The organism is Methylobacterium sp. CCH5-D2 (assembly GCF_001556475.1).
Lineage (GTDB): Bacteria > Pseudomonadota > Alphaproteobacteria > Rhizobiales > Beijerinckiaceae > Methylobacterium > Methylobacterium hispanicum.
Genome location: NZ_LSIX01000944.1, coordinates 1 through 2,129, shown reverse-complemented (window position 1 = coordinate 2,129; position 2,129 = coordinate 1). Strand labels below are relative to the sequence as shown.

General features: G+C 74.1%; 2 protein-coding genes. One reads left to right on the top strand and one right to left on the bottom strand.

Annotated elements, in window-relative coordinates; genetic code table 11:
* Positions 1-1,108, bottom strand: a 1,108-nt coding sequence (locus AX737_RS25550; RefSeq protein WP_066926332.1) for an FAD-dependent monooxygenase, incomplete at its 3' end; no start/stop codon positions are given.
* A 203-nt stretch (positions 1,109-1,311) separates the two neighbouring features.
* Between AX737_RS25550 and AX737_RS25545 the strand changes: the two genes are divergently transcribed.
* Entirely contained in the window at positions 1,312-1,704 is a 393-nt protein-coding gene (locus tag AX737_RS25545; RefSeq protein WP_066926331.1) for a hypothetical protein, read from the top strand.
* Positions 1,705-2,129 lie beyond the last annotated feature (425 nt).

Genomic DNA, 2,129 nt, shown 5'->3' with positions numbered 1-2,129 from the left:
AGCGCGCGAGGCGCAGGTAGAAGCGCAGCCAGCGCCGGAGGGACCAGACGAGGCCGGACCCGGTCGAGAGCGCGCGCAGATCGAACGCCTTGGCGGCCGAGAAGGCGTCGCAGGTCCGCTTGACCGGGTCGGCGTAGAAGGTGGCGATCTTCTCGACGCCCATGCCGGGCGTGGCGAGCCAGGCCGGGACGTGGTGGTTGCAGAGCCGCTCGACGTCGGTGAACACCTTGAGCGAGCCCGTGCCGGTGGCGGGGCAGGGCGTCGCGAAAGCGTCTCCCGCCAGCACGACGCCCGGCTTCTCGATGCCGTGCGAGGCGTGCAGGTCCGTCGGCCGGACCTTGACCGGACCCGCCACCCGGTAGGGGCCGATCAGGCGCTCCAGCCTCGGCATCAGGCCGCGCAGGGCCGCGTCCGGATCGGCCCGGAACTGCGCCAGCCAGGGGCTGCGCAGGGGCTGGTAGAGGAAGAGGTTGGCCCGCATGCTCTCGCCGATCCGGAACAGGGTCAGGTAGGCGAGGCCCCGGTCGTAGCGCTCGGGATTGTACTGCAGGCCCGGAAAGGCGAAGGGCAGGCCGTCGGCGCGCTCGAGGTCGAACCCGACGGTCACCGAGTGGCAGGCGCTGACGAGGTCCCGGCGGATCCCGAGCCCCTCGCGCAGGTTCCAGTTCAGCCCGCTCGCCAGGACCACGAGGCGCGCCTCGACCGTGCCGCCGCCGGGCAGGCGCACGCGCGGGCTCACCGGATCCGGCTCGACCGCCTCGGCGACCGTCCGAAGCATCCGGACCGAGGAGGGGATCTCGGCCCGCACCGTGTTGACGAGCCGGTCGTAGGCGAGGCCGTACTGGTGGAAGGGCACCTTGTCGACGACGCGGCCGAAGCGGGCGATCCAGAGCGTGTCGGCATGGGTCGCGGCCCGGATCACCGCACCCGCCAGCCCGGTGCGGCGCAGGACCTCGAGATGGCCCTGCTCCAGCTTCTCGCAGCGGAAATCGGGCGGGTAGACCGCGTGCGGATCGATCAGGACCACGTCGCGGCCCGCCCGGCCGAGCATGGCGGCAGCGAGCGAGCCGGCGAGGCCGCCGCCCACGATCGCGATCTCGGTCCGCATCCCGTCCCGCCGTTCCGCCTGCATGGCATCCCCCGCTGTCCGGGGAGATCCTGGCTCCAAAGCGGGCGGAGGACAGCGGAGCGCTGGAATTAATGCCTGGATCGGCGGATGTAGTCCGTTCGACGCCGCGCCGTCGCGGGCCGGCTCCTGCTGTTGCCCCTTCGTTCTTGCCCTGCGGAGGGCGAATCGGCGATAGGTCGGGCATGCGCCGCCCCGTGCTCAGCCTCGTCCCGGCCCTTTCCGGCCTCCTCGCTGGCCTCCTTGCCGGCCTCCTCGCCGCCGGCCCGTCGTTCGGCCTCAGCGCCGGCCCGGGGCCGGCGCCGGGCCATGTCGAGCGCCTGGAGCAGGCCTGGCACCAGTGCCTTCGGGAGGCCTACAGCCACCAGCCCGCCGGGCAGAGCCGAATGGGCGACCAGCGCAACGCCCTGGACGCCTGCCGGGAGCGCGAGGACGCCCTGGTGACGGCGCTGATGAGCGCGCGCGGGGGGACGCAGGCGGAGCGTTCGCTCGGCGCCCGTGCGCGCAGCTGGGCGGCCTCGGTCGCCGCCTACGTGCTCGATCCGGTCTCGTCCTGGTTCGGCACGCCCCGGCGCTGAGGGCGGCACGACGATCCGCGAAACGGCGCGCGGCTTATCCGAAGATTAACCAAGCCGGCCGCTCAATAGGCTTCCGTCAAGGTTGATGTTTCCCGAACAGGCCGCCGCGGCCGCCCCCGTCCGCTCGCCCGTCGAGCGGCGGCCGGCCGAACGCGCCCGGGCGGGGCCCGCGTAACCGAGTAAGCCCGCATGATCGCGCCCGCGTACCCCTCCGCGCACCGAGTCCGCCGGCAGCGCCACCGGCCCCGGGGCAGGTTCCTGGGGCCGGCCGCGGCCGTGACGATGGCCTGCGCGGTCCTCGCGCGCTTCTACATGCCCGAGCCCGGCCCCACGGATCCGCGCCCGGAGGCGAGCACGCCCCGCACCGAGCAGGTCCAGGCGGCCCGGATCGCCGCGCAGGCGGGCACGCGTCCCGCCGACCCGCC

Bases quoted from the DNA above. Each gene is read 5' to 3' on its own strand.
- AX737_RS25545 (WP_066926331.1), top strand. From the start codon at position 1,312: ATGCGCCGCCCCGTGCTCAGCCTCGTCCCGGCCCTTTCCGGCCTCCTC.